20 protein-coding genes are annotated in these 24301 nt (G+C 65.1%); 6 read left to right on the top strand and 14 right to left on the bottom strand.

Going from position 1 to position 24301, the window contains the following annotated elements; translation table 11 throughout:
• Positions 1 to 9 precede the first annotated feature (9 nt).
• The 5 genes from L6Q67_RS11120 to L6Q67_RS11140 form a co-directional block, all read right to left on the bottom strand.
• On the bottom strand, positions 10 to 2478 hold the full coding sequence (locus L6Q67_RS11120) for a M28 family peptidase (protein WP_296569190.1): 2469 nt from the start codon (positions 2476 to 2478) through the stop codon (positions 10 to 12).
• Between the two features lie 286 nt (positions 2479 to 2764).
• Positions 2765 to 3289, bottom strand: a complete 525-nt coding sequence (locus L6Q67_RS11125; protein ID WP_296569191.1) for a hypothetical protein — start codon at positions 3287 to 3289, stop codon at positions 2765 to 2767.
• The gene (locus L6Q67_RS11130) at positions 3286 to 3525 is read right to left on the bottom strand and encodes a hypothetical protein (RefSeq protein WP_296569192.1); all 240 of its coding nucleotides are present in this window, start codon (positions 3523 to 3525) and stop codon (positions 3286 to 3288) included. The genes L6Q67_RS11125 and L6Q67_RS11130 overlap by 4 nt, the downstream gene beginning before the upstream one ends.
• Position 3526: 1 nt before the next feature.
• On the bottom strand, positions 3527 to 4336 hold the full coding sequence (locus L6Q67_RS11135) for a hypothetical protein (RefSeq protein ID WP_296569193.1): 810 nt from the start codon (positions 4334 to 4336) through the stop codon (positions 3527 to 3529).
• 213 nt (positions 4337 to 4549) lie between these two features.
• Positions 4550 to 5482, bottom strand: a complete 933-nt coding sequence (locus L6Q67_RS11140) for a hypothetical protein (RefSeq protein WP_296569194.1) — start codon at positions 5480 to 5482, stop codon at positions 4550 to 4552.
• Between the two features lie 239 nt (positions 5483 to 5721).
• On the opposite strand from L6Q67_RS11140, the gene L6Q67_RS11145 reads away from it, so the two are divergent.
• Positions 5722 to 6363 carry an alpha/beta hydrolase gene (locus tag L6Q67_RS11145; RefSeq protein ID WP_296569195.1) on the top strand — a complete coding sequence of 214 codons (642 nt, stop codon included), beginning with the start codon at positions 5722 to 5724 and terminating at the stop codon, positions 6361 to 6363.
• Positions 6364 to 6427: 64 nt separating this feature from the next.
• On the opposite strand, the gene L6Q67_RS11150 is transcribed toward L6Q67_RS11145, so the two are convergent.
• Positions 6428 to 7297, bottom strand: a complete 870-nt coding sequence (locus tag L6Q67_RS11150) for a PA4780 family RIO1-like protein kinase (RefSeq protein WP_296569196.1) — start codon at positions 7295 to 7297, stop codon at positions 6428 to 6430.
• Between the two features lie 323 nt (positions 7298 to 7620).
• On the opposite strand from L6Q67_RS11150, the gene L6Q67_RS11155 reads away from it, so the two are divergent.
• A complete protein-coding gene (locus L6Q67_RS11155) occupies positions 7621 to 8073 on the top strand; it encodes a hypothetical protein (protein ID WP_296569197.1) in 453 nt (150 codons plus the stop codon).
• Positions 8074 to 8315: 242 nt separating this feature from the next.
• On the opposite strand, the gene L6Q67_RS11160 is transcribed toward L6Q67_RS11155, so the two are convergent.
• The 5 genes from L6Q67_RS11160 to L6Q67_RS11180 are packed head-to-tail and all read right to left on the bottom strand — an operon-like array spanning position 8316 to position 13116.
• Positions 8316 to 9260 carry a CysB family HTH-type transcriptional regulator gene (locus L6Q67_RS11160; protein WP_296569198.1) on the bottom strand — a complete coding sequence of 315 codons (945 nt, stop codon included), beginning with the start codon at positions 9258 to 9260 and terminating at the stop codon, positions 8316 to 8318.
• A complete protein-coding gene (locus tag L6Q67_RS11165) occupies positions 9260 to 10369 on the bottom strand; it encodes a sulfate ABC transporter ATP-binding protein (RefSeq protein WP_296569199.1) in 1110 nt (369 codons plus the stop codon). The genes L6Q67_RS11160 and L6Q67_RS11165 overlap by 1 nt, the downstream gene beginning before the upstream one ends.
• A gap of 1 nt (position 10370) precedes the next feature.
• On the bottom strand, positions 10371 to 11267 hold the full coding sequence (gene cysW / locus L6Q67_RS11170; RefSeq protein ID WP_296569200.1) for a sulfate ABC transporter permease subunit CysW: 897 nt from the start codon (positions 11265 to 11267) through the stop codon (positions 10371 to 10373).
• Positions 11267 to 12103: a sulfate ABC transporter permease subunit CysT gene (gene cysT / locus L6Q67_RS11175; RefSeq protein WP_296569202.1), complete on the bottom strand. Its 837-nt coding sequence runs from the start codon at positions 12101 to 12103 to the stop codon at positions 11267 to 11269. The genes cysW and cysT overlap by 1 nt, the downstream gene beginning before the upstream one ends.
• The gene (locus L6Q67_RS11180) at positions 12103 to 13116 is read right to left on the bottom strand and encodes a sulfate ABC transporter substrate-binding protein (protein ID WP_296569205.1); all 1014 of its coding nucleotides are present in this window, start codon (positions 13114 to 13116) and stop codon (positions 12103 to 12105) included. Before L6Q67_RS11180 ends, cysT begins: the two co-directional genes overlap by 1 nt.
• A gap of 219 nt (positions 13117 to 13335) precedes the next feature.
• On the opposite strand from L6Q67_RS11180, the gene L6Q67_RS11185 reads away from it, so the two are divergent.
• On the top strand, positions 13336 to 13854 hold the full coding sequence (locus L6Q67_RS11185) for a hypothetical protein (protein WP_296569206.1): 519 nt from the start codon (positions 13336 to 13338) through the stop codon (positions 13852 to 13854).
• Here L6Q67_RS11185 and L6Q67_RS11190 read toward each other — a convergent pair.
• Positions 13851 to 15164, bottom strand: a complete 1314-nt coding sequence (locus L6Q67_RS11190; RefSeq protein ID WP_296569208.1) for a hemolysin family protein — start codon at positions 15162 to 15164, stop codon at positions 13851 to 13853. The two genes, L6Q67_RS11185 and L6Q67_RS11190, sit on opposite strands and share 4 nt — an antisense overlap.
• 176 nt (positions 15165 to 15340) lie before the next feature.
• On the opposite strand from L6Q67_RS11190, the gene L6Q67_RS11195 reads away from it, so the two are divergent.
• The 3 genes from L6Q67_RS11195 to L6Q67_RS11205 are packed head-to-tail and all read left to right on the top strand — an operon-like array spanning position 15341 to position 19312.
• Positions 15341 to 16234, top strand: a complete 894-nt coding sequence (locus L6Q67_RS11195) for a hypothetical protein (protein WP_296569209.1) — start codon at positions 15341 to 15343, stop codon at positions 16232 to 16234.
• A gap of 55 nt (positions 16235 to 16289) precedes the next feature.
• Complete coding sequence (gene glpK, locus L6Q67_RS11200) at positions 16290 to 17780, top strand: glycerol kinase GlpK (RefSeq protein ID WP_296569211.1); 1491 nt, start codon at positions 16290 to 16292, stop codon at positions 17778 to 17780.
• Positions 17777 to 19312, top strand: coding sequence for a glycerol-3-phosphate dehydrogenase/oxidase (locus L6Q67_RS11205; RefSeq protein WP_296569213.1), 1536 nt, complete (start codon positions 17777 to 17779; stop codon positions 19310 to 19312). The genes glpK and L6Q67_RS11205 overlap by 4 nt, the downstream gene beginning before the upstream one ends.
• 79 nt (positions 19313 to 19391) lie before the next feature.
• Here L6Q67_RS11205 and cphA (L6Q67_RS11210) read toward each other — a convergent pair whose 3' ends face one another.
• Both cphA (L6Q67_RS11210) and cphA (L6Q67_RS11215) read right to left on the bottom strand, forming a co-directional pair.
• A complete protein-coding gene (gene cphA, locus L6Q67_RS11210; RefSeq protein WP_296569215.1) occupies positions 19392 to 21962 on the bottom strand; it encodes a cyanophycin synthetase in 2571 nt (856 codons plus the stop codon).
• Positions 21963 to 22038: 76 nt separating this feature from the next.
• A complete protein-coding gene (gene cphA, locus L6Q67_RS11215) occupies positions 22039 to 24234 on the bottom strand; it encodes a cyanophycin synthetase (RefSeq protein WP_296569217.1) in 2196 nt (731 codons plus the stop codon).
• Positions 24235 to 24301 lie beyond the last annotated feature (67 nt).

Here is a 24301-nt window from a genome sequence, read left to right on the forward strand (position 1 = left end):
ATGGGGCGCTTATTTCAAGCTCGTGCCTTCTGCAAGTCCATGTCTGTCGCGGGGAAGCACAGGAGACAGGCGAGCAGCGCTCGCGGTATGTGCAGTCGTCGTCTGCGCGCTCGCCAGGGACAGATCGGGTCTCATGGCAAAGTGCCATGACGCTGCAAGCACCGCTTGAACGTTGAAGCGGAACGCACTGTTGTCGGCGTTGGGGAGAACATCGCAGCTCTTGTGATAGCAAGGATCGTAGGCCACACCGCTGGTTCCGCCCCAGAGTGCAGCCTGCTCTGCCGACTTGATGCCGTCGTGGCCTGAGAAGATGCCGCCAACGGGAATGCCTGCCGACACAAACGAAAGATGGTCGGTCGACAGCGTCAGACCCACGCTACGCGGCTGAACCCCGCGCCTGCGGTAGTAGTCTTCGAGAACGCTCTCGATCTCGCCGGAGCCCGACGGCCCGGCAAAGCCACTGCTCGATCCGTCGCCGTCATAGACAAAGAACCCTGCGTTGGGCGAGCCGATCATGTCAAAGTTCAAGTACAGCGCCAGGGCCTCCTTCTCTGCGGGCGAAAGCGCCCCGACGTAGAATTTCGATCCCAGGTCGCCCAGCTCTTCAGCCCCCCAGAGCGCGATACGGACGGAGTTGTGAGGCCTGGACTTGACCACGTGCGCTGCGGCCTCAAGCACTGCCGCCACACCGCTCCCGTTGTCGTTGATACCCGGCCCGGCATTCACCGAATCGAGATGCGCCCCCAGCATCACGACGCGCCCCGGGTTGGAGCCCGCGAACTCGGCGATCACATTGCTGGTGCGGATATTTCCGCGAACGGTCTGTGCCTCCAGCCGCATCCTGAGCCCGGCCGTTCGGGCCAGACGCTCGCCGTCCTCCTGCGAGGTCGAAACGACCGGGATGTTCGGAGTGAAGTCATCCAGCAGGTTGATCCTGAGCTCCCCCGCCACATTGTTGTAGATCACGACTCCGCTCGCACCGGCAAGGAAGGCGTTCTGAGCCTTCACCGGGAAGGTACAGTCGCCACGTCTGACCAGGGCAATACTGCCCACGGGAAAGCCGTCAAAGGCCGTCGCCGTGCACCCGGTTACCGAAGACGGCTGAGCGACGGCGGCAGTCACGCTGCCGCTCCCGGAATACAGCGCAATAATGTTGGCAATGCTGCCGCTCGCAGCCGGCGCGACCTGCTCCAGGCGGCCCGGCGCAACCCAGAAGAACCCATCAAAGTCGAAATACTGCCGACTCACCGAAAACCCCAGGTTCCGTAGAACACGCTCGGCATAGGACGCCGACGCATCGAAGCCAGCCGATCCGGCGGCGCGGTGACCGCCGTTTATGTCGGCGATTACCTGCAGCGCGACCAGATGCTTGCGGGCCGCTTCCGCCGCCGTGTTTGTCAGATCCGCTCGAAGCACCGCGAAGCCGGCGCTGTCGGACAACTGGACGTGGCGGTATCGCCGTCGCCCCACAGAGATATACAGCGAGTTGTCCGGCCCCATCGCGAGGGCATCGGGCAACCTAAGGCGACCGGGCAGAGCGCCGGTCACCACCTTCCCGCCGATGACATAAGGGTCGTCGTTGCTTACACCCGGATTCAGCGCGTTCTCGGGAAGCACACCGATCAACGTGCTGACAGTACCGTCGGGCCCGATCTTCCTGATTGCCTCGTTGAGCACATCGGACACATAGACATTCCCGACATCATCCACGACGATGCCTTCGGCGTAGTTGAAGCGTGCGCCATTGGCAGGTCCATCCACGGCACCCATCGTCCCGGTCGTCGTCGATCCTGCCAGAGTCGACGCATTGCCGGCCGCGTCGATCTTCAGCACTGAAGAACTGTCTCTCAACCCAAAGCATCGGTCGATGCACGCCACCATCCTGCCCGTCTTGACGGTAAGGTAGAGCGAGCCGACCGAGTCCACAGCCATCCGCCCCGGATTGGAATAGGCACCCAGAAGCCCACCGGCAACAGGCTTCACTTCTCCGCTGGTCAACAGCTTGCGCACTTGCCGACCAAGACCCGGGTCGGCTCCGAGGCTGTCCACGACAAAAACGTTCCCGCCGCGGTCAACCGCAAGCTCGCGGGGCGCCATCCAGCGTACCGAGTTGGCCGGGCCGTCGACCACAGCCGCCTGGCCCGCAACCCCGGATACGGTGGTGACATCTCCTGATGGACTCACCTTCCTGATGACCGCATTGCCCGTATCGCTCACGAGCAGGTTTCCATCCCCGTCCGATGCCACCCCGTAAATCCTGTTGAACCGGGCTGCCGAACCGCTGCCATCGCCGTAACCGCAGGTGCCACCCACAAAGCCCTGCACAAGCCCGTCGGAGCCGACACGCCTGATTGCACAGTCGTAGACCAGGTACAGCACGCCCGACGGAGCGACCGCCATCGTCGTGAAGTACTGGTCTTCAGGCTTTGACAACATCGGCCCCTGCTCGGACCCGGGATCACCCGTCACGACAGACATAAGGCTCTGGACCACCGGCGTCTCACCACCGCCAGTGCTCCCACCACTGCCTCCACTGCCGCCACTCCCCCCGCTACCGCCCCCGCCGCAAGAAGCCAGGAGGACGGCACCGATCAACGCAACGATCCGGGCAGCCCGTCTACTGTTCAACACATTCATTCTGGTCACTCTCTCAACAAGAACCGCCATCGCAATGCCGATGACGCCCGATACAAAAAGCGGACACGACGTAGAAGGTATACATAGGCAGCCCGCACCAATTCAGACTGTTCGTGCAGTGTGACGCCTATTTTTTGTCTCCATAAACCGATATCAGCCGCTCAGAAATCAATCCGTCGCTGGGGCAGAAAAAATAGCTCTCGTGGGCAGGAGATGGAAAGTCCCCGCCTCTCCTTGCGTATAGAACATTTTGCGCCAGAACTTTCCCATCACTCCTTCTTACATATTTAGAGACGCTTCTCCATACATAAGGTCGATGCGGAGATATTGTTTTTATTTCACTTCTCTCAAAAATAGGAATATCAAACCTCATATTTTCTTCAGATGGAATTGGAACTCCACGCACTCCATCCACCCCCCCCCATGCCAGAAACTCCTCATGCGAAATTGCGATGGACTCGAACAGATGCAACCCACCATCCTTCTTGCACATCTGCGTGACCCTGTAATCCCAGTAACGCTTGTTTATCTCGCAATAAAAAAAGAACAGAACAATCAAACCGATCAAGCCAAGAGCTATCCGGAAGAACACCACGACCATGGTCGCCAACAGTGAATTTTCTTCAGGCGGAAGACGAGACGTGTTGTTCATGCCAGAAGTGCCCACGCATAGTCGTTGGCTGAAAGCACTGAACACTCCAAATAGACCTCGTTGGCACCCTGGAGAGCAAAGGGCGCGGGGTGGATGAGGACAAGGAACTGACCGAAGTCGGCGCGAGCGGCGTCGAAAATCTTGTCTAGCGAAACATCTTTTCCGATCGGGGTATTACGGAGTGAGTCAGCCAATTTTCCCAGCACATCATCTACAGGCACTTCGATCGCAGTCATGTCACTTCTCCTTTATCTTCAGTACTTTTTCGACAAATGCTCTTTCCTGTTTGGTAGTGTGTTGCGGACACGACCAGCCAGGAGTCTTCCGGGCAAAAGTCCACGGCTGCCGCGCTCCGCCATCATTTCCTAGCGCTTTATCGATCATGTAGCCCACCCTCTCTGCAATGACTTCATTAGTCAGCGTATCAACAACCTTGATAGAACCACCTGCGATCCACAGCGCACGCTCTTCAGGAGTTGCAATATCGTCATAGGCAACGCCATACCGAGGAGCATTGCCAGAGGCGGGCTCACGCTTAATGACTAGCCGCTTTTCATCGGTTTTCCCAATAAGATCAGGCGAAGTTCTCATATCAGCGGTATAGCGATACCGCTTTCCATCCCACGGATCAACAAGATCAACATAGGCATAACCAGACTTTGTCGCCGGAACTCTCTCTACTAGATACCCTCTTTCGTCTCGCCCCTGAAGGAATATCTTTATATATGAATCAACCCCTCCAAAATCAAATTCATCGTCATAGGGATCAACTGCATCTTGTTTCAATAGCATGAGTCCCTCCACCCCCTCCACCGTTCTGTAGATCCGTTCCCCCGCCGTCTTGCACCGCTCATTGAAAATCGCCTCAGCTCTTGCCAGACGCGCCTTGTGATCCCGGACAGCCAGAGCGTGTTCGATCTGCCATTTGAGCGGAAAGAAGCCAAAGATGAAGAACACAATCGTCCCACTTACCACCTTCCCGATTCGGGTCGATGATTTCTTTACTGAAAAATAGAAGAGAGATGCGCCAGCCAGCCAGTAGAGCATTACGATTCCGCGAAGAATATCTCCCCATCCACTTAATTCGAGCATGACACCCCCTTCGCCCTCGTGCCTATCAGAAAGACGCAATGGCTCCTGCCACTTGGCTCCGGGCTTGATTGATTTCCTGAGTAACGAACGACTTCTGTCTGGGTACACTTTCTGCCAGAGGCTTTATCGCCCGTATTGAATCTACGCATTCGAGTTAGACCATGCCTTTTACGGGTTCTTGATCTTGAGGACTTGCTCTGTGAATTCTCTGTCCCAGTTTTCGCGATACTTATCGCCTACCCCGTAATCAGGGCATGACAATCTCTTTGCTGCGATCCATGGCATTCGCGCCGTTGCCGCCGAGCCTAGCCCCCCATCCATGAAATACCCTATTCGTTCACCCAACACTTCGTTTCTCTCAAGGTCGAGCACGCGGAATGCACCACCGGCCACCCACAAGGCACGCTCCTCCGGAGTGGTAAGATCCTCGAAGATCACGCCATAGCGAGGCATGGGGCCCGGCGAAGGAGATTTATTGACCACGAATCGGTAACTACGTGAATCACCGGCGTCGGCATTTTCTTTGCTTTTCTGCTCGTCGTCCTGTTTTCCGAAATCAACGGCCAGGGTATAACGTGATATGGAATCGTCATCCTGATCACGCAGATCCACATACGCGTAGCCAGGTCGATTCCAGGCTTTTTCGTGAGCGTACCCTCCCCACGCAAGCTGTCCGTCCTTGTTACGAGGCAGGAGAAAAGAGAGAGGGTAATCAGACTCCCAAGGATTTCCAGCCGCACCGAAGGGGTCTTCCATGATCTGTGGCCAGGTGTCGACATACCGTCGCTTGCGCAGGATGGCGATGGCTTCGACACCCTCCACGGTCCTGTAAATCTTCTCCCCCGCGTTCTTGCAGCGTTCCTGAAAAATGGCACGTGCTTTTGCAAGAGAGGCGCGATGGCTGGAGAGCGCCTGCTGCCTCTCCCAGGCCCAGCGCCCGGGAAAGGCAGCGAGCAAGCCTAATACCGTGGCAACCGCAAGGTACTTGCCAACGCGCGTACGCGGTTTCGACCACGCCCAGATCAGCGCGCCAACGATGAACAACCAGGTGAGTATGCCAATGCCGCGGATCACATCCGCGCCGGGGCCGAGTTCGATCATGTACTTATCTCCCGGGCAATTCGGTGTTCATGGCCTGCAGAACCGCTCCTCATCAGACGGGAAGGCACGCCACCACCCAAATGGCATCACCCTAGCCTAAACGATGACTGAAAGATATGCACTGAATCACTGCGCCTCTTCACCACCCCACGAATAAGCTTCGAAGCATTAATTGGTTCGGTCAGCCGGGTTGCACGCCTAGACTTAGACCTCCCCCGCAGCGCCCCGGAGGCCGCAGCATGCAGCACACCACTTTGATCGTTCCCGGCTTTCACGGCAGTGGGCCGGCCCACTGGCAGACCTGGTTCGAAGCGCAGGTGCCCGGGGCACGTCGCGTCTCGGGTATTGACTGGGAGCAGCCCGTGCTGCCCCGCTGGGCCCAGGCCGTGCGCGACGGTATCGACCATGCGTCGGGTCCGGTGTGGCTGGTGGCCCACAGCTTCGGCTGCCTGGCTGCGGTTCTGGCGGCAAGCAGCCGACGGGAGCGGGTTGCCGGACTCCTGCTGGTGGCGCCGGCCGACCCGGAACGCTTCACTCCGCAAGGTCTGCGTGACGCCCGCAGCTCGGTGCAGCTGCCCAGCCTGGCGCGCTGGATTCCGCGCAGCCCTCTCGACGCCCCCAGCCTGGTAGTGGCGAGCACCAACGACCCCTGGGTGCGCCTGTCGTCGGCGGCCTACTGGGCCCAGTGCTGGGGCAGCCAGCTCGAGAACATCGGTGCCGCCGGGCATATCAACGTGGATTCCGGCCACGGCCCGTGGCCCCATGGCCTGGCGCTCTTCAAGGCGCTGCAGGCCGCGCAGGGCGAGGTACCCATCGGCAACATCACTTGCCGCTCCCGGTGCTGCGACGGCCTCCCACCCCCCCACCGGGCGACAGCCTGATCCGGCAGGTCAGTACCGTAGTCAGCAGCGGGCTCACCCAGCCCCTGAGCGGGCACCGAGGGAGCTACTCCTCAGCCTGCCATTCCCCTGCGGCGGCGGCACGGCCGGCCTGACGGATCGCGTCTTCGGTCTTGGCGGCTTCGATCACCTGCATCACCTCGTCCAGGTTGGCCGGGGTGTCGTCAGGCGTCCAGGTGCCTGTGAGCACGCTGTCCGGGTGCAGCTTGCCCGATTCATACAGCGCCCAGATTTCCGGGGAATAGCGGGTTTCCAGCAACTCCGGGGCGAACTGGCCAAAATAGGTGGCCAGGTTGTTCACATCCCGCTCCAGCATGGCGCTGGCGTTCTGGTTGGCGGCGGCATCCACCGCTTGGGGCAGATCGATGATCACCGGACCGTTCTCGTCGAGGAGCACGTTGTACTCGGACAGGTCGCCATGGACGATGCCGGCGCACAGCATGCGCACCACCTGGCGGATCAGGTCGGCATGGAAACGGCGCGCCTCCTCGGGCGCCAGCGCCACATCATTGAGGCGTGGCGCCGGCTCGCCATCGGCGTCGGCCACCAGCTCCATCAGCAGCACACCCTCGTGAAACTGGTAGGGCGTGGGCACCCGCACCCCGGCATCGGCCAGGCGGCGCAGGGTGTCCACCTCGGCGTGCTGCCAGGCGGCCTCCTGCTCCTGGCGGCCGTAGCGGGAGCCCTTGGCCATGGCCCGGGCCTGGCGGCTGTTCTTGACCTTGCGCCCCTCGATGTAATCCACGGCGGTGTGGAAGCCACGCTTGTTGGCCTCCTTGTACACCTTGGCGCAGCGCACCTCGTCGCCGCACTGGACGACATAGACCATGGCCTCCTTGCCGCTCATGAGCTGGCGGATCACGCCATCCACCAGGCCGTCGGCCACCAGGGGTTCGATGCGGGCGGGCGTCCTCATGGGGCAGGTACCTCAAAAACCACGGAAGAATCGGCGAGGCCAGGGGACGCGCCCTTGCCGGTCGTGAAGTGTTCTGGGCGCATGGGGATACCTGCAGGGAGCGGACTGAAGCCGGGCGCCGACGGCACCCGGACGGCGATGGGACGGGGATTATCCCCCAGGGCGGAGGCCGCCTGTGCTTTCCTGACGGGACGAGGCACACAAAAATCCGGATTTGCCACGGAAACCCTTAAACTGCCGGACCCGCAAACGGACGATCGGCGTCCTGCCGGTCTTCAAGAGGTCTACCGATGTACCCGACTCACGATGCAGATGCCCTTCTCATGCTGGCCGCCACACTGGCCACCAAGCGCCGCCCGGCCGAGCTGGTGGAGGTCATCGCTGCCTTCGACCTGCTGCAGGAGCCGGTGCCCTCCACCGGCCGCCTGATCGACAGCATCCAGCGCCTGTCGGCCCACGGCATGTTGTGCGAGGTGGACGGCGGCCTGGCCCTGAGCGCCGAAGGGCAACTGCTCATGTCGGCCCTGCCCAAGCGCGGTGACACCGCCCAGCGCGTATTCTTTGTACGGGAGAAGCTGTCGGCCCATCCGGGCCGCGCGGAGCATCCGTCGATCAGCCTGGACACGGCCCGGGTGGATGCCGCGGTGCTGGCCCAGCGTGCCCAGGCCAAGGCCCCGGGCAAGAACCTGCTGATGCCCAAGCCCAAAGTAGAAGAGGACGAACGCCGCCGCCCGGCGCCATGGCAAAAGCACCCGGGCGCCCAACGGCGGCGCTGAGTCGCCCTTGTGGGGTCTAACTCATCTGATCGCCCCAGTTTGCCGCATCGTATAACCTTAGATGCGGCATCTGCTGCTGTTGGTGCATCGAAAAATAATACAAGGGGCGACTTCAGTCGCCCATCCGCACGTCGATCACCGGCATGCCCTTGATCAAAGTCCGCGGGCGACTGAAGTCGCCCCCACAGTTCCTCCAGCCACCATCGGAGCATCTCGGGAGGAAGGCAGGTTCCGCCACCCTCTCAATAGGATGAATCGCCCTCGGCATCCGGTCGCAGGGCGGCCCGGACGACGGTCTCGGACAGATCGGCCGAGCACAATTCGATGAAGCGGTAGGCAAAACCGCGCAGGAAGTGCCCCTTGCGCACGGCGATGCGGGTCACGTTCTCTTCGAACAGGTGGCTGCTGGCCAGCATGCGCAGGCCCTGATCGCGGTTCGGGTCATAGGCCATGGAGGCCACGATGCCCACGCCCAGCCCCAGCTCCACATAGGCCTTGATCACGTCGGCATCCAGCGCCGACATGACGATGTCGGGCGACAGGCCGGCCTTGGCAAAAGTCTCGTCGATGCGCGCCCGGCCGGTGAAGCCCTCGTGGTAGGTGATGACCGGATGCTCGGCCACCGCATCGAGGGTCAGCGGCTCGACCGATTCCAGGGCATGCCCCGCCGGCACGATCACCGAGTGATGCCAGCCGTAGTAAGGGAAGGACACGAAATCCGCCACGCCAGCCAGGGACTCGGTGGCGATGCCGATGTCGGCGCGCCCGTCCTGCAGCATGGTGACGATCTCGGTGGGGCTGGCCTGATGCAGTACCAGGTGCACCTTGGGGAAGGCCTGCTTGAACTGGGTCACCACCCGGGGCAGCGCGTAGCGGGCCTGGGTGTGGGTGGTCACCACGGTCAGCTGGCCGTGGTCCTTGTTGCTGAACTGCTCGGCGATGCTCTTGATGTTGCGGGCGTCCATGAGCATGCGGTCGACGATATGCACCAGCTCCTGCCCGGGCTCGGTGAGGCCGAGCAGGCGCTTTCCCTTGCGGATGAAGAGCTCCAGGCCCAGCTCGTCTTCCAGGTCCTTGATGTGCTTGGACACCCCCGACTGGGAGGTGAACAAGGCATTGGCCACCTCCGTCAGGTTGAAATTGCGGCGCACCGTTTCATGAATGATGCGCAGTTGCTGAAAATTCATCAGATCACCCAGTTTGGCGCCTGGCTGGCGCCGCTTGCTGCTGCGTTGCGTTCAAAAACCCTCAGGCGCGAGGGTACCAGACGCACGGCCTGGCCTTCTTCCAGACCGAGGCGCTGCACCTCGTCCCGGGTGATCTCTACCTCGAAGAGCTGCCCGGTGGAACCGTTCAGACCATCCAGCTCGATGCGCGCCGTAACACCGAAGGCCAGGATGCGGCTGATGCGTGCCGCCACCCCGCCCGCTTCCTGGGAATCGACCACGATGGTGAGCTCGTGGGGACGGGCAAAAGCGAACACTTCGGAACCATGGGCCAGATCCACCTTGCCTGTCGCCAGACGGTCGTCGCCCACATGCACCGCGCCCCCGTCCACCCGGCCGTGGAAGAGATTGACCGAGCCGAGGAAGCCATACACGAAGGGCGAGGCCGGATGACGGTAGACCTCTTCCGGCGTACCCACCTGCTCCACCTTGCCGTGATCCATCAGCACCACCCGGTCGGCCACTTCCAGGGCTTCTTCCTGGTCGTGGGTGACGAAGATGGAGGTGATGTGCAGCTCGTCGTGGAGGCGACGCAGCCAGCGGCGCAGCTCCTTGCGCACCTTGGCGTCAAGGGCGCCGAAGGGCTCATCCAGGAGCAGCACCCGGGGCTCCACAGCCAGGGCGCGGGCCAGGGCGATACGCTGGCGCTGACCGCCGGAGAGCTGCGCCGGGAAGCGGTCGGCCACCCAGTCCAGCTGCACCAGCTTGAGCAATTCCGTCACCTTGGCCTTGATGGCCTTCTCGGAAGGCCGTGTGCTGCGCGGCTTCATGCGCATGCCGAAGGCCACGTTGTCGAAGACGGTCATGTGCCGGAACAGGGCGTAGTGCTGGAACACGAAGCCCACCTGGCGCTCGCGCACGTGGGTGTCGGAGGCGTCCTGCCCTTCCAGCAGCACCTGGCCCCCATCGGCCGACTCCAGGCCGGCGATGATGCGCAGCAGGGTGGTCTTGCCGCAGCCGGAGGGGCCCAGCAGGGCCACCAGCTCGCCGGTGGGAAAGTCCAGGGAAACGTCCTGCAGCGCCGTGAAGCTGCCGAACTGCTTGCGGATGTTCTTGACTTCGATGCTCATATCATTCGTCCTCGGATTCAATGGAGGCCTTGCCGGCCTGGCGTTCGACCCACACCTTGATGACCAGGGTCACGATGGCCAGCAGGGCCAGCACGGAGGCCACGGCAAAAGCAGCGGCGAACTGGTATTCGTTGTAGAGAATTTCCACATGCAGGGGCATGGTGTTGGTGTAGCCCCGGATGTGCCCGGACACCACGCTGACCGCGCCAAACTCACCCATGGCCCGGGCGTTGCACAGGATCACCCCGTAGAGCAGGCCCCACTTCACGTTGGGCAGGGTCACGTGCCAGAACACCTGCCAGCCCCTGGCGCCGAGCACCACGGCGGCCTCCTCCTCTTCCTTGCCCTGGGCCTCCATCAGCGGGATCAGCTCCCGGGCGACGAAGGGGAAGGTCACGAAGATGGTGGCCAGCACGATGCCGGGGATGGCGAAAATCACCTTCAGGTCGTGATCCGACAGCCACGGGCCAAACCAGCCCTGGGCCCCGAAGACCAGCACGTAGATCAGGCCCGACACCACCGGCGAGACCGAGAAGGGCAGATCGATCAGGGTGATCAGGAAGTGCTTGCCCCGGAACTCGAACTTGGTGATGGCCCAGGCAGCCGTCACCCCGAAGACCAGGTTGAGGGGCACCGAGATGGCCGCGGCGATCAGGGTCAGCTTGATGGCCGACAGGGCGTCCGGGTCCAGCAGCGCCCCGATGTAGGTCTCCCAGCCCTTGCGGAAGGCCTCCACGAACACCGCCACCAGGGGCAGCAACAGAAAGAACGCGAAGAAGCTCAGGGCGATGGTGATCAGCCCCCACTTGATCAGCGCCGGCTCGCGGGTCGCGGCCTTCGATTCAAAGCGGGCGGCGTGATCGGCCGACCCGTGCAGCACAGCAGCAGCGCCAGCCATCAGCGAGCCCTCCCGGTACGTTTGGCAGTCCAGGCCTGCAGGCCGTTGATGATCAACAGCAGCAGGAAGGAAAAGATCAGCATCACCACGGCCACCGCGGTGGCACCGGCGTAGTCGTATTGCTCGAGCTTGGTGATGATCATCAGCGGGGTGATCTCGGACACCATGGGGATGTTGCCGGCGATGAAGATCACCGAGCCGTACTCCCCCACGGCCCGGGCAAAGGCCAGGGCAAAGCCGGTGAGCAGGGCCGGGAACAGGGTCGGAAAGACCACGTGCAGGAAGGCCTGCCAGCGGTTGGCGCCCAGGCTCACCGCCGCCTCCTCATACTCGGTGTCCAGGTCTTCAAGGATGGGCTGCACCGTGCGCACCACGAAGGGCAGGCCGATGAAGACCAGCGCCACCAATACCCCCAGGGGCGTGAAGGCCACCTTGATGCCCAGGGGCTCGAGCACGCTGCCCACCCAGCCGTTCTTGGCATACAGGGCGGTCAGGGCGATGCCGGCCACCGCCGTGGGCAGGGCAAAGGGCAGATCCACCAGGGCATCCACCAGGCGCTTGCCGGGGAAGGAATAGCGCACCAGCACCCAGGCCAGCATCAGGCCGAACACCGCGTTGATGGCGGCGGCGATCAGGGATGCGCCAAAGGAGAGCTGGTAGGACGCCAGCACCCGGGGCGACGTGGCCGCCGCCCAGAAGTGATCGAACCCCAGGGAGCCGGCCTTGAGGAACACCGCAGCCAGCGGAATGAGCACGATCAGCGACAGGTAGCCGATGGTGTAGCCCAGGCTCAGGCCGAAGCCGGGCAGGACGCGGAAGGAAGTGGACGACGCCATCAGCGTTTCACCACGATCTGGTCATACACGCCGCCATCGGCAAAGTGCGTCTTCTGCACCGCGTCCCAGCCACCCAGCTTCTCTTCGACGGTGAAGGTCTTCACGCTCGGGAAGCGGCTGGCGTACTTCTTGAGCACGGCCGGGTCGCGGGGGCGGAAGTAATGCTTGGCGATGATCTCCTGGCCTTCCGGTGCGAACAGGAAGTTGAGGTAGGCCTCAGCTGCCTTGCGGGTGCCGCGCTTGTCCACCACCTTGCTCACCACGGCCACCGGTGCGGCGGCCTCGATGGACAGGGACGGGTAGACCACGTCGAACTTGTCACCGCCCACTTCCTGGTCGATCAGGGTGGCTTCGTTCTCGAAGGTGATCAGCACGTCGCCGATGTCGCGCTGGGTGAAGGTGGTGGTGGCACCACGGCCACCGCCGTCCAGCACCGGCACATTGGCGAACAGCTTGCTCACGAATTCCCGGGCGCCCACATCATTGCCGGACTTCTGCAGGGCGTAGCCCCAGGCGGCGAGATAGGTGTAGCGGCCGTTGCCGGAGGTCTTGGGGTTGGGCACGATCACCTGCAGGCCCGGCCGGATCAGGTCGGACCAGTCCTTGATGCCCTTCGGGTTGCCCTTGCGCACCAGGAAGATGGTGGTGGTGGTGTAGGGCGCCGCCGCGTGGGGGAAGGCCTTGCGCCAGTCGGCGCTCACCAGGCCGCTCTTGGCCAGCATCTCGATGTCGGGCGGCTGGTTCATGGTCACCACGTCCGCCTCCAGGCCCGCCACCACCGACCCCACCTGCTTGCTCGAGCCGCCATGGGACTGGTTGATGGTCAGCTTGTCGCCGCCAGCGCGTTGCCAGCGGGCGGCAAAGGCCGGGTTGATGTCCTTGTAGAGCTCCCGGGATACGTCGTAGGACACGTTGAGCAGCGTCGTGTCGGCAGAGGCCGGAGCCGCCTGCAGCACGGCAAGGCCGGCGAGGATGACAACGATGGGGCGAAGCGCGGCGCGAAGCGGTGACATGGAAAGCTCCTTTTTTCGAATAGGGCTCGAGTCTAAGGAGGCACCGCGGCGCACCAAACCAATAAAAATGGCTTTATATATTCCGTAGCGTGCAATACAGCAGGCTTTGTACTTCCGTGTGGTTATTAGAGCGCGCGGATGGTCGAATGGACTCGACCTCGGACTTCACCCCACGGCAGTCCGCCTACAATGCATGCGTCGCCCGAGAGATCCGCCGCCATGAAGCGCTTCATTACCCTCGCCACCACGTTGTTTGTCACGGCCTGCGCCCCGCTGAGCGGCCCCATGCTTGCGCCAGGCAGCACGCTGCAGGACACCTATCGCACGCTGGGCGAACCCGCCATGCGCTGGCGCGAAGCGGACGGTGGCGAACTGCTCGCCTTTCCCCGCGGGCCGATGGGCTTCCAGACCTGGATGGTGAAGACCGACGCGACGGGCAAGGTCGTGGGTATCGACAACGTGATGGACATGGCCCACTTCGCCCGCATCCAGCCCGGCATGAGCCAGGACGAGGTGCTGCGCATCCTGGGGCCGTCCTATCCGGGCTGGACGATCTACTACAAGGCCCGCGACGAGCTGGTGTGGGAATGGCGCTACTGCGATGTGTGGTCGGAGCCGGCGCGCTTCAATGTGCTCTTTGACGGCAGCAGCGGGAAGGTGCGCAGCACCATGGCCCAGGTGGAGAGACTTTCCCAACCCTGGGGCCGCGGCGACCGCCGGGAGTGGTGCGGCCGCTAGTCTTCTTCCGCCAGCGGGGGCAGCACCGACAGCAGCACCTTGTCCACCCGGTTGCGATCCATGTCCATGACTTCGAAGCGCCAGCCGGCGGCCTCGAAGTGGTCGGTCGGTGCCGGCACCCGGCCCAGGGTGTGCATGATGAAACCACCCAGGGTGTTGAAGGAGTTCTCGTCCTCCCCGGGCAGGTCGTCAACGATATCCAGCACCGACTTCATGCGTTCGATGCCCACGTCGCCGTCCACCAGCCAGGAGCCATCTTCGCGCTGCAGCATGTCCCGGTCTTCCGGCGCCTCGGGCACCGACAGTTCGCCAACAATGGCCGCCAGCACATCGGTCAGGGTCACCAGACCCTGCACCTCGCCATACTCGTCGATGAGCAGGGCAAACTGCAGGCGCGCACGGCGGAAGCTCTCCAGCAGCTGGGTGGTGCTCACCGTCTCGGGCACATACAGGGGCGGACGCAGCAGGGACTCCAGATCCGCCAGGGTGACGCGCTCGCCCCCCAGGGCCTTCTTCAGCAGGTCGCCGGTCTGCAGCACACCGAGTACGTGCTCGAGGCCATCCCGGCACACCACCACGCGGGAGTAGCACGTCTCCATCAAGCCCTGCCAGACGATCTCCTCGTCCTCCTCCAGATCGATGACGAACATCTCCCGGCGGGGGGTCATGATCGCCGAGATGCGCTGCTCGTCCAGGCGCAGCACGTTGGAGACGATCTCCTGCTCGCTCTCATGGAAGACGCCGGCCTCGGCGCCCTGCTCCATCAGCACCTTGATCTCATCGTCGGTCACCGGTGGCTCGTCCTTGCGACGGGCGCCGAGCAGCCGCAGGATGGCGGCCGACGAGCCCGACAGCACCGTCACCAGCGGATGGGCCAGCCGGGCCAGGATCATCATGGGACGGGCGATCAGGGTAGCGATGCCCTCCGGCGCCAGCAGGGCCAGGCGCTTGGGCACCAGCTCGCCCACCACCACCGAGAAATAGGTAAGGCCGACCACGGTCAGGGTCAGGGCCACGCCCCGGGCGTAAGGCTCGATCATCGCAAAGCCGCCCAGCCATTCGGCCAGGGGATCGGCAACGGCAGCCTCGCCGATGGCACCGCTGAGAATGCCCACCGAGGTGATGCCCACCTGGATGGTGGACAGGAAGCCCGACGGTTCCTGGTGCAGCACCAGAGCGGAACCCGCACCGGGACTGCCATCATCGGCGAGATTCTGCAGGCGGGACTTGCGGGACGAAACAACCGCCATTTCCGACATGGCAAAAACGCCATTGAGCAGAATCAGCAGCAACAACAGGACTATATCCATCAGCAAGGCCGCCCCATGTCATGCAGACTGCGGCCCCGGGGTCGAAAGGAAGGCATTGTAGCCGGCCCGGCGGGCTTGCCGTAAACCAAAGCTTTGCCCGGTGGCGCACCGGACCCGGGTTGTCAGCCCATGTAAAAGCCACCCGCACCCCTGCCGGCCGGTCTAAAATCCGGCCGATGTTTCAACCGCACTACGTCCCCTCCCCGCGGCCCCTGCGCCTGGCGATCGCGTTTTCGCTGCTGCTCCACGCGCTTGCTCTGCTGATCCATTTCAGCCCGCCGCCCCAGGACAAACCCGAAGCCCCCCAGCTGCAGGCACGCCTGGCGCCCCTCCGGCAGGCCCGCAAGCCCCCCGCCGAAACCCGCCCCGCGCTGCCCCCCACTCCGAGCAAGGCCCGGCAGCTCAAGCCGGCCCCCAAAGAGCCCCGGCCGCAGATACTCACCGCCCGCAAGGACGTGGCCCCGACGGTGCGCACAACGGAACCGACGCCAAAATGGAGCGTGGCCCAGAAGCAGGAGATGGACAATTTCCTCAACGAGCTGGCCACTGAAGCCAAGGCCCGGCCGAAGCCCGACCTGGCCGAGCGCTCCATGGCCATGGCCCGGGACATCGCCCGCGAGGCCGGCCGCGAAACCCACGAACGCCCCCAGGAAGGTGGCAGCCGTCGCCGCAACGATCTCGCCGACCTCATCGAGCGCATCCCCGACAGCCCACCGGTAGACCCGTTCAGCCTCGAGTTCTACATGGACGCCCTGGTCAAGAAGCTCAACCGCAGCGCGTCCTTCGTCAAGAACGACCCCCGCGCCCGGGGCATGCACAGCGCCGCCGTGGAAGTCCGCCTCAACCCCGATGGCAGCCTGAAGAGCTTCAAGGTGGTCAATGCCGGCGACCAGCAGGACGAGATTGCCTTCGTCAAATCGGTGGTCGAGCGGGCCGTGCCCTTTGCCGCCTTCCCACCCGACATCGGCAAATCGGCGCGCTCCCTGGCCCTGATGATCTGCATCCAGCCCACCGGCCTGGGCGGTGATGGCTTCGGCTTCACCCGGCGCCCCGAAGGCAGCCGCTGCTGAGGATTTCCGCCGGACTGCCGTATCATCGGCAGACTCTCTGCCGGAGGCACGCCTCATGCCTTACCTCCTCGCCCTCGACCAGGGCACCAGCAGCAGCCGGGCCCTCGTCTTCGACGAGCAGGGCCATGCCCTGGCCACCGCCCAGCAGGAATTCCGCCAGTCCTACCCCGCCCCCGGCCTCGTGGAACACGACGCCCTGGAGATCTGGCACACCCAGCTCGACTGCGCCCGCCAGGCCCTCGCTGCCGCCGGCATCACCGCCCGCGAGGTGGCGGCCATCGGCATCGCCAATCAGCGTGAAACCACGGTGTTGTGGGAGCGCTCCACCGGCCGCCCGCTGGCCCCGGCCATCGTCTGGCAGGACCGCCGCACCGTTGCCGACTGCGAGCGCCTGCGTGAGGCGGGCCACGCCCCCCTGATCCAGCACCGCAGCGGCCTTGAGCTGGACGCCTACTTCTCGGCCACCAAGCTGGCCTGGCTGCTCGATCACATCCCGGATGCCCGCGCCCGGGCCGCCGCGGGCGAGCTGGCCTTCGGCACCATCGACAGCTGGCTGGTGTGGCAGCTCACCGCCGGCGCCCGCCACGTCACCGACGCCAGCAATGCCTCGCGCACCCTGCTCTTCGACATCCACCGCCAGTGCTGGGACTCGGATCTGCTGGCCCTCTTCGACATCCCCGCCGCGCTGCTGCCCGAGGTGGTGGACAGCAGCGGCATGCTCGGTGAAACCACCGCGTCCCTGTTCGGCACCACCATCCCCATTGGCGGGCTGGCCGGCGACCAGCAGGCCGCCACCTTCGGCCAAGCCTGCCTGCAGCCCGGCATGGCCAAGAACACCTACGGCACTGGCTGCTTCCTGATGCTCAACACCGGCGCCCGGGCGATACCGTCGCAACACCGCCTGCTCACCACCCTGGGCTGGCGCATCGGCCCGCGCACCGACTACATGTTCGAAGGCAGCGTCTTCATCGGCGGGGCAGTGGTCCAGTGGCTGCGCGACGGCCTCGGCCTGATCGACAAGGCCGCCGACATCGAAGCCCTCGCCGCCTCTGTGCCCGACAGCAATGGCGCCCTGCTCGTCCCCGCCTTCGCCGGCCTGGGCGCGCCCTACTGGGACGGCTACGCCCGCGGCACCCTGGTCGGCCTGACCCGTGGCGTGGGCAAGGCCCACATCGCCCGCGCGGCACTGGACGCCATTGCCCTGCAGACCGTCGATCTGGTCCACGCCATGAACCGCGATGGCGCCGGCCCCCTCACCGAACTGCGGGCAGACGGCGGCGCAGCCCGCAACAACCTGCTCCTGCAGATCCAGGCCGATCTCCTCGGCGTGCCGGTGATCCGCCCGCGCCAGACGGAGACCACCGCCCTGGGCGCAGCCCTGCTGGCCGGGCTGGCGGTGGGCATCTGGCGCGACCCGGACGAACTGGCCCACCTGTGGGAGGCGGAGCGGGTCTTCGAGCCCGGCCGCAGTGACGCCTGGCGCGACGAACGCCTGGCCGAATGGCATCGGGCGGTGGCGCGCAGCCGCGACTGGGCCCGGCCGTGAAACGCGAGGCCCTGCTCGCCCGCCTGCGCGACACGCCCCGGTGGGATGTGCTGGTCATCGGCGGCGGGGCAACAGGGCTGGGCTGCGCCGTAGACGCCGCAGCCCGGGGCTACACCACCCTGCTCCTGGAGGCCCACGATTTCGCCAAGGGCACCAGCTCGCGCTCCACCAAGCTCATCCATGGCGGCGTGCGCTACCTGGCCCAGGGTCGCCTGGGGCTGGTTCGCGAGGCCCTGGAGGAGCGTGCCGTCCTGCTCGCCAATGCGCCGCACCTGGTGCATCCCCAGCGTTTCGTGGTGCCGGTGTATCACCACTGGGATCGGCTGATGCTCGGCGTCGGCCTCACCGCCTACGACTGGCTGGCCGGCAGCCGCAGCCTCGGGGCGAGCCGCCTGCTGTCGGCCAGGGACACCCTGGCGGCCCTGCCGACCGTGAAGCAGGAGGGCTTGCTCGGCGGCATCGCCTACATGGACGCCCGCTTCGACGACGCCCGTCTGGCCATCACACTGATGCGCACGGTGCTCGACCTGGGCAGCCTGGCCGTCAACTACCTGCCCGTCACCGCCCTGCGCCACGAGGCCGGGCGGGTGGCGGGGGTCGAAGCCCATGATGCAGAAAGCGGCGAGCACTTCAGCATCGCCGCCCGGGTGGTCATCAACGCCGGCGGCGTGTGGGCCGACAGCCTGCGTCAGCTCGACGACCCGCAGGCCCCCGCCCAGCTGGCCCCCAGCCAGGGCGCGCATCTGGTCCTCGACCGGGACTTCCTGCCCACCGACTCGGCCCTGCTGATCCCCCATACCCCGGACGGCCGGGTGCTGTTCGCCATCCCCTGGAAGGGCAAGGTGCTGCTGGGCACCACCGACACCCCCCGCAGCGACCTGCCCCTGGAACCCCGCCCCCTGGCCGGAGAGGTCGACTTTATCCTCGAAACCGCCGGCCGCTATCTCACCCGCTCACCCCGGCGGGGCGACGTACGCAGCGCCTTCGCCGGCCTGCGCCCGCTGATCGGCAGCAGCCAGGGCGGCGCCACCGCTGCATTGTCCCGGGAACATGTGATCCAGACGTCCCGGCAGGGGTTGGTGTCGGTGGCCGGCGGAAAATGGACCACCTACCGGCGCATGGGCGAGCAGATCATCGACACCGCCATCCCGGTCGGCGGGCTGCCGGCACGGCCCTGCAGCACCCGCGAGCTGCCGCTCCACGGCCATCCGGGTGGTTCCTGCGAGGATGTCCTCGGCGCCGACCGGCCCCGGGTGGACGCCCTGCCCGGCGCCGGCAGACGGCTCCATCCGGCCCTCACCCTCACCGAAGCTGAAGTTCGCCATGCCATTCGGCATGAACTGGCCCGCAGCGTCGAGGACATCCTCGCCCGCCGCCACCGCGCCCTGTTCATCGACGCCCGCAGCGCCCACGACGCCGCCCCGGCGGTCGCCACCATCCTGGCGGAGGAGCTTGGCCTCGATACAAACCAGGCCGGAGAACAGACGGAAGCCTTCCGACGGCTGGCGGAGGGCTTCCTGAGCACCCATTGACGTGGCACCGTCAATCGAGCTCATCACGTGAAAAGAGCGACTCGCGTCGCTCTTTTCACTGCAAGCCGAACGGCCGGACTCAGGCCTCGGCGATACGCCTGGCGATGTGCTCCAGCGCCTCCTCCACCTGGTCGATCAGGATCAGGCACAGGTCGCCGGGCTGCAGACGGCCCAGCGCCTCGTCGATGGCGAGGAATTCGCCGCGGATCTCGCAGACACTCTTCGTCCGCGGGGCATCCACCAGACCTTGCTGCAGCAGGGCCAGCACTTCACCGTCGGCACGACCGCGCTGGCATTCGTCCTGGTACAGCACCACATCGTCGAACACCGCGCCGAGGATGCGGGTCTGCTCGCGGATGTCCTCGTCACGCCGGTCACCCGCTCCGCTGATGACCACCGAGCGGCGCTCGGCCGGCATGCTCTCCACGGCCTGCACCAGGGCCAGGATGGCGTCCGGGTTGTGGCCGTAGTCGGCGATCAGGGTGGCACCCTTGTAGTCGAAGACGTTGAAACGTCCCGGTGCAGTGGCCGCATCGTTGATGAAGGTGGCGACCCCCTTGAGGATGGTCTCCAGCGACAGGCCCAGCGCCCAGGCCGCGGCGATGGACGCCATGGCGTTCTCGATCTGGAAGGAGATGGTGCCGTTGCGGGTGATGGGGATGCCGGCCAGGGGTACGCGGAACTTCTCTTCACCCTGCACCGCCACGATGGCGTTGCCCTCCACGAACACCACCCGGTGGCCCTGCACCCGGTGGGTGTTGAGCACGTGGTTGTGCTGATCGGCCGCAAAATACAGCACCGAGCCCGGGCAGGCACTGGCCATCTTCACCACCATGGGGTCGGCGGCGTTGAGCACCGCGGTACCGTGGGGGGCCACGTTCTGCACGATGACGCGCTTGACCACCGCCAGGTCTTCCACCGTGCTGATGTAGGAGAGGCCCAGGTGGTCGCCCATGCCGATGTTGGTCACCACCGCCACGTCGCAGCGGTCGAAGGCCAGGCCTTCACGCAGCACGCCGCCGCGGGCGGTTTCGAACACAGCCGCATCCACGTCCGGGTGCAGCAGGATGTTGCGGGCGCTGCGCGGGCCGCTGCAGTCACCGGTATCGATGCGGCGCTTGCCCACGTAGACGCCGTCGGAATTGGTCATGCCCACCCGGTTGCCGGCCACGCCGAGGATGTGGGCGGTGAGCCGCACGGTGGTGGTCTTGCCGTTGGTGCCGGCCACCGCCACCACCGGGATGCGGCCGTTCTCGCCGGGTTTGAACATGTTGGCGACGATCGCCTCGCCCACCGGGCGGCCCTTGCCGTAGGACGGTTGCAGGTGCATGCGCAGGCCGGGGGCGGCGTTGCACTCGACGATGCCGCCGCTCTGGGCTTCCATCGGCTCGAGCATGCTCTCGCACACCACGTCCACCCCGCAGATGTCGAGGCCGATGTTGCGGGCCGCCGCGATGGCACGCTCGGCCACCTCGGGGTGCACGTCATCGGTCACGTCGGTGGCCGTGCCGCCAGTGGACAGGTTGGCGTTGTTGCGCAGGATCACCCGCTTGCCCTTGGGCGGAACGGAGTCGGCGTCGTAGCCCTGCTTGGTCAGCGTGGCCAGGGCGATCTCGTCGAAGCGGATCTTGGTGAGAGAGGTGGCATGGCCCACGCCCCGGCGCGGATCACTGTTAACGTGGTCAACCAGCTCGCGGATGCTGCGCTTGCCGTCGCCCACAACCAGCGGCGGATCACGGCGGGCGGCGGCGATGAGCTTGTTGCCGATCACCAGCAGGCGATAGTCGTGCCCCGGCAGGTAGCGCTCGACGAGGACGTCGTCACTGATCTCTTCGGCCACCCGGAAGGCGTTCATCACCTCTTCCTGGGTGCGCAGCTTCACCGCCACGCCCTTGCCCTGGTTGCCGTCCCGGGGTTTGACCACCACCAGGCCGCCGATCTCGCGGGCGGCCAGCCAGGCATCTTCGGCGCTGGTCACCGAGCGCCCCAGGGGCACCGGCACACCGGCGGCGCGCAGCAGGTTCTTGGTGAGCTCCTTGTCCTGGGCGATGGATTCCGCCACGGCGCTGGTGAGGTCGGTCTCGGCAGCCTGGATGCGGCGCTGCTTGCTGCCCCAGCCAAACTGCACCAGGCTGCCCTCGGTGAGGCGGCGATAGGGAATGCCCCGCGCCACCGCGGCCTGCACGATGGAGCCGGTGGAGGGCCCGAGGCGCACGTCCTCGTCGAGCTCCTGCAGGCGCCCCAGGACGCTGGCCAGATCGAAGGCGCCATCGCTCTCGGCGGCCCGGCACAGCTCGATGGCCAGATCGAAGGCCAGCCGGCCGACCTTCTCTTCGGTGTATTCGACCACAACCTGGAAAACACCCTCCTCGAGGGTCTTGGAGGTGCGGCTGAAGGTCACCGGGCAACCGGCGCTGGCCTGCAGGCCAAGGGCCGCCATTTCGAGGGCATGGGCCACGGAGATGGCGCCCAGGTGGCTTTCGGCCTCCAGAAAGCCCATCTCGGGAAACAGATTGCGCAGGCGTGCCTCGTAACCCGGCACGGCGTCGATGTCGCACTCCGCCGGGGTGCAGGACACGATGGCCTCGATCGCGGTGTGCCGGCTCCACAGATTGGGGCCGCGCAGTGCCCGGATGCGTGAAACTTCCATGGATTTCAGTCCTTGTCTCTTATTGTCGCCCGCCGCGCAGGGGCGGCAGGCATGTCGATTCGCGTGGATCGGTGGGTCAGTCGTTGCGCAGGGGAGCAGCAGGATCGTAGGGCGTGACGCCGGCGCGGATCATGGCCGGGGAGATGCCCAGGGCCCAGGCCCCGGCAACGGCACCGAGCAGATTGGAAAGCACCCCCGGCTGCGCCGCGGCATTGCCCGCCAGCATGGCGATGCGGTCGAGCTGGATCACCGGGTCTTCCTCCGCCCCGCGGGCCAGCACCACAGCCCCATCGCGGATATAAACCGTGCGCTTGCCCTCGGCCCGTGCAGCGGCAATGGCGGCAGCGTCGGCATCCACGGCGTAGAAGATCACTTCACCATCCGACAGCTCCGCCATCTCGACCACGGCCGGGTCTTCGGCATTGAGCACGGCGACGCCGTAGGAGAGCACCAGATCCACCTGGGTGCGGAAGACGTTCCACACCTTCTCGGCGCTGTCGATGTAGAACTCGCCGAAATGCAGTTCCGGGTCCACGTTGGTGACCACGCCCACCAGGCAGCGGTCATACACCGTACCGTCGGCCAGGATGCTGCGGCAGCTGTTCTCGAACACGGCGGCTTCGACAGAGCGGTTCATCAACACGCGCTCGGCGGCGTCCCAGTTGGTGCCTTCGGCGGTCTCCACCTGGCGGCCGTCCAGGAAAACGCCCTCGCTGCAGGCCAGGCCGGTGTATTGGCCGGAGATGCGCAGCAAATGGGCGATGAGCCGGGCCACCGGGGTCTTGCCGCGGCTGCCCGTCACCCCGACCACGGGGATGCGGGAATCCTCGTCCTTCTGGAAGAGGTGATCGACGATGGCCTCGCCCACCGGGCGGGGCTGGCCGACCGCCGGCTTGATGTGCATCAGCAGGCCGGGGCCGGCATTAACCTCGACGATGGCGCCCTGCTGCCCGGCGAGGGGCTGGGAGATGTCCTCGCAGACCAGATCGACGCCGGCGATATCGAGGCCGACGATGCGCGCCGCCAGGCAGGCCAGCTCGGCGGTGTCGGGATGGACCTCGTCGGTCACGTCGAAGGCCATGTTGCTGGTGCGGACGATCATCACCTCCTGGCCGGCCGCCGGCACCGAGGCGCCGGTGAAGCCCTGGCGGGCCACCTCCATCTGCGCCGCGGGGTAGTTGTCGAGCTTGATCAGGTAGAGGGGGAACTCGTGCTCCACGCCCCGACGCGGGTCGGAGTTGATCTGGGTTTCGATGAGTTCGTCGATGCTGTGCTCGCCATCGCCGACCACCGACACCATGTCGCCCTTGTTGGCGGCGACCATCTTGCCACCCACCACCAGCAGACGATGCTCGGCGCCACGGATGAAGCGCTCGACGATGACCTCGGAGCCCTCGGCCGCGGTCAGCGGGTACAGCTCGCGGATCTCGTCGGCGCTGCGCACGTTGGTGAACACGCCGCGGGCATGGTTGCCGTCGCTGGGCTTGATCACGACCGGGAAGCCGATGTCCTCGGCCGCCTCGATGGCGTCATCGACGCCATCCACGATACGGCCTTCGGGCACCGGCACGCCGCAGGATTCGAGCAGGCTCTTGGTCAGGTCCTTCTCGCGGGAGATGCTCTCGGCGATGGCCGGGGTGCGGTCGGTCTCGGCCGTCCAGATGCGGCGCTGGCGGGCGCCATAGCCCAGTTGCACGAGGTTGCCCTCGGCCAGCAGGCGGATGAAGGGGATGCGGCGGGTCTTGTCGGCCGCGGCCTCGACGATGCAGCGGGTGCTCGGGCCGAGCATGTAGGTGTCGACCAGGTCACGCAGGCGCAGCACGGCGGCATCCACATCGTAGGGTCGATCCTCGATGGCCGCCATCAGCAGGTCGTGGCCCATGTTGAGGGCCGCCATGGAGACATCCTTCTGCCAGGCGCGGATGACCACCTTGTACACACCGCGGATGGCGGTTTCCCGGGCCTTGCCGAAGCCACCGGTCATGCCCGCCAGGTTCTGCAGCTCCAGCGTCACGTGCTCGAGGATGTGCCCGGGCCAGGTGCCGTCCCGCAGCCGCTTGAGAAAGCCGCCCCGCTCGCCGATGCTGCAACGGTGCTCTATCAGGCTGGGGAGCATCGTGGTGAGCCGCTCGTAGAAACCGGGGATCACATTGGACGGGCAATCTTCCAGGTCATGGATATCGACCCAGGCCTCGAGGACGGAGCGGTAGGTCCAGATATTCGGACCCCGCAGGTGGAGCACGTTCAGGAATTCGATCGTTTTGTTGGTCATGGGCAAGGCTGTGGAAGTGACGAGCTGGGTAGCGGCACGGTGTAACAGAAACTGAACTTTCGCTTAA

Origin of the sequence: Zoogloea sp. (assembly GCF_023150065.1) — a bacterium.
Lineage (GTDB): Bacteria > Pseudomonadota > Gammaproteobacteria > Burkholderiales > Rhodocyclaceae > Zoogloea.